Raw genomic sequence first — 2,990 nt, forward strand, 5'->3', positions numbered from 1 at the left:
CCTGGCTCGCGCGCTGCGCTCGCTGTGGCTGCCGATCAAGGCCCTTGCACTCAACGTCTTGTCGCTCGGGGCGGCGTACGGCGTCACGGTCCTCATCTGGCAGGAGGGCTACGGCTCCGACCTGCTCTTCGGGCAGTCAGCTTCCGGAGTGATCACCATCTGGGTGCCCGTCGCGGCGTTCGCGTTCCTCTTCGGCCTTTCCATGGACTACGAGGTCTTCCTGCTTTCGCGGATGCGTGAAGAGCACGACCTGCTTCTCTCCCCGGACTCGGGGGAGGCGCTCGACGAACGCACCGCAACCGACCGTGCCGTCGTGGAAGGGATCGCCAACACCGGGCGGCTCGTCACCTCGGCTGCGCTCATCCTCTTCTTCGCCTTCATCGCCCTGTCAACCGTGCCTGCCGTGGAGGTCAAGGTCCTCGCGACCGCGTTGGCGCTCGGCATCGCCATCGACGCGGTCATCGTCCGAGGGCTGCTCGCCCCGGCACTGGTCGGTGTACTCGGAGGAGCCAACTGGACCATGCCCCGGTCACTCGCCCGGGCCCTCTTCCTCCCGGCTACCCCGGTGCAGCCACGTCCCGGGACAGACTCATAGCCTCCGCGGCAACGAGAGTCCGAGCATCACTCATGGGTGCAGCCTTCCACGGGATCGGACGGACGACATCCGGTCGTGCGGCGTACCGCGCGTTGATCCACCGCCAGGCGCCCGGCGTCGTGATGGCTGACGCTGGGCTGGCTCGATCAGCGTGCGGGTCGGGTCTCGACGCCTACCCACACGCCGTCGGTCAGGGGCAGGTGCCGACCTCGACGCTGATGCAGGTGTCGGTGCCGCCGCCGGGGTGCACCTCGTCGGTGCCGGGACCGCCGTCGAGGAGGTCGTCGAAGGCGGTGCCCCAGAGCTCGTCGTCACCGCCGAGGGTGGACATCCGGATCGGGCCGGCGGCGGAGAGGGCGACGACGCGGTCGGGGAGATCGGCGCCGGTGTAGGTCCAGGCGGAGCCACCGATCAGGTCGTAGGAGGTGAAGCGCCCCACGCGGGCCAGGATCGTGTCGGAGACCAGCGTGCCCTCGCGCCGGGTGAGCACCAGACCGCCGGCCACCCCCGTCGCGTCGAGGACGACCGAGTTGTTGCCGGTGCCGCCGTCGAGGATCAGGTCGTCGTGCACGGTGGCGTTGACCTGGTCACCTCCGGCACCCCCGTCGACGATGACCGGGGCGTCGCTGACCGTGAGCGCGACGTCGTTCCCGTGGCCCAGCGAGACCTCGTCGGGTCCGGAGTACGACGACACCTCGTCGTCGCCGGCACCGGTGAAGACCATGTCGCGGTCCCCCACCGTGTGGTCGACGACGTCGGTCTCGGTGAGCACCTCGTCGTCGCCGTCACCGGTGCGCACCCGGTCGGCCCCCGCGCCTGCGACGACCTTCACGTCGCCGGGCACCCGCGCGTCCAGGACGTCGCCGAACCTCGACCCCACGACGGTCAGGCGGCGGGCGCCGACGATGCGGTCGCGGCCCTCGCCGATCACCACGCCCTCCGCCGCGCCGGGCGCCCCCAACCGCAGGCGCACCGGGCCGGCCGACTCGTCCCAGGCCACGGTGTTGGGGAAGTTGCCCGTGTCGGCGGCGACGTAGAAGCCGACGTCGAGCAGGTCGTTGCCGGGCCCGCCGCGCAGCGTGTCGCCCGCGATCCCGGGCCCGCCCTGGTCCTGGAAGATCCGGTCGCCCTCGCCGTGCAGCCGGTCGTCGCCTGGCCCTCCCCACACCACGTCGGCGCCGCGTCCCGCGCAGACCAGGTCGTCGCCCCGCCCCGCCCGGATCAGGTCGTCGCCACGCTTCGCCACGATCACGTCGCGCCCCGGCGTGCCGACCAACCGGTCCGGCCCGTCGGTCCCGACGATCGTGGCGCGCTTGCCGTGGCAGGTCGGGGGCGCAGCCGCAGCAGCAGGGCCGACCGGCACGAGGACCACGAGGAGGAGGGGCGCGAGGAGGGCCGTCGTACGACGGAGTCGGGAGGTGGTCATGTCCAGTGCGACGCTCACCACGACGGATCGGTTCGGGAACTTCTAGGGTTGGGCCATGTTCTCCAAGGTGTTGGTGGCCAACCGCGGCGAGATCGCGATCCGAGCCTTCCGCGCGGCCTACGAGGTCGGCGCGCGGACGGTCGCGGTGTTCCCCCACGAGGACCGCTGGTCCGAGCACCGGTTGAAGGCCGACGAGTCCTACGAGATCGGTGAGCGCGGGCACCCCGTGCGGGCCTACCTCGACCCCGACGGCATCGTCGCGGTCGCGGTGAAGGCGGGCGTGGACGCGATCTACCCCGGCTACGGCTTCCTGTCGGAGAACCCTGCGCTCGCCGAGGCCTGCGCCAACGCCGGCATCACCTTCGTGGGTCCGACCGCAGAGGTGCTGACGCTCACGGGAAACAAGGCCCGTGCGATCGCGGCGGCCAAGGCCGCCGGCGTCCCGACACTGGCGAGCGTCGAGCCCTCGACCGACGTCGACGCCCTGGTCGCGAGCGCCAAGGACATGCCCTTCCCGCTGTTCGTGAAGGCGGTCGCGGGTGGTGGCGGTCGCGGCATGCGTCGCGTGGACGACCCGAAGGACCTCCGCGAGGCCGTCGAGACCTGCATGCGCGAGGGCGAGGGCGCCTTCGGCGACCCGACGGTCTTCATCGAGCAGGCCGTGGTCGAGCCGCGCCACATCGAGGTCCAGATCCTGGCCGACGGGGAGGGCAACGTGATCCACCTCTTCGAGCGCGACTGCTCGGTGCAGCGTCGCCACCAGAAGGTCGTCGAGATCGCGCCCGCACCCAACCTCGACCCCGAGCTGCGCGAGCGGATGTGCGCCGACGCGGTGCGCTTCGCGAAGGAGATCGGCTACCGCAACGCCGGGACCGTGGAGTTCCTCCTCGACCCCGAGGGCAACTACGTCTTCATCGAGATGAACCCGCGCATCCAGGTCGAGCACACCGTGACCGAGGAGGTCACCGA

Annotated in this window: 3 protein-coding genes; 2 read left to right on the forward strand and 1 reads right to left on the reverse strand. The window is 71.3% G+C overall.

Going from position 1 to position 2,990, the window contains the following annotated elements:
• Positions 1 to 595 (forward strand): MMPL family transporter (locus RMN98_RS05265; protein ID WP_309647753.1); only part of this gene is annotated, 595 nt, incomplete at its 5' end.
• Between the two features lie 190 nt (positions 596 to 785).
• On the opposite strand, the gene RMN98_RS05270 is transcribed toward RMN98_RS05265, so the two are convergent.
• On the reverse strand, positions 786 to 2,021 hold the full coding sequence (locus RMN98_RS05270; protein WP_309647754.1) for a hypothetical protein: 1,236 nt from the start codon (positions 2,019 to 2,021) through the stop codon (positions 786 to 788).
• A gap of 55 nt (positions 2,022 to 2,076) precedes the next feature.
• Between RMN98_RS05270 and RMN98_RS05275 the strand changes: the two genes are divergently transcribed.
• On the forward strand, positions 2,077 to 2,990 hold a 914-nt coding region (locus tag RMN98_RS05275; protein WP_309647755.1), incomplete at its 3' end, for a biotin carboxylase N-terminal domain-containing protein.

The sequence above is a fragment of the Nocardioides sp. genome (assembly GCF_031397825.1).
In the GTDB taxonomy this organism is placed as follows: Bacteria; Actinomycetota; Actinomycetes; order Propionibacteriales; family Nocardioidaceae; genus Nocardioides.

Bases quoted from the DNA above. Each gene is read 5' to 3' on its own strand.
- RMN98_RS05270 (WP_309647754.1), bottom strand. From the start codon at position 2,021: ATGACCACCTCCCGACTCCGTCGTACGACGGCCCTCCTCGCGCCCCTC.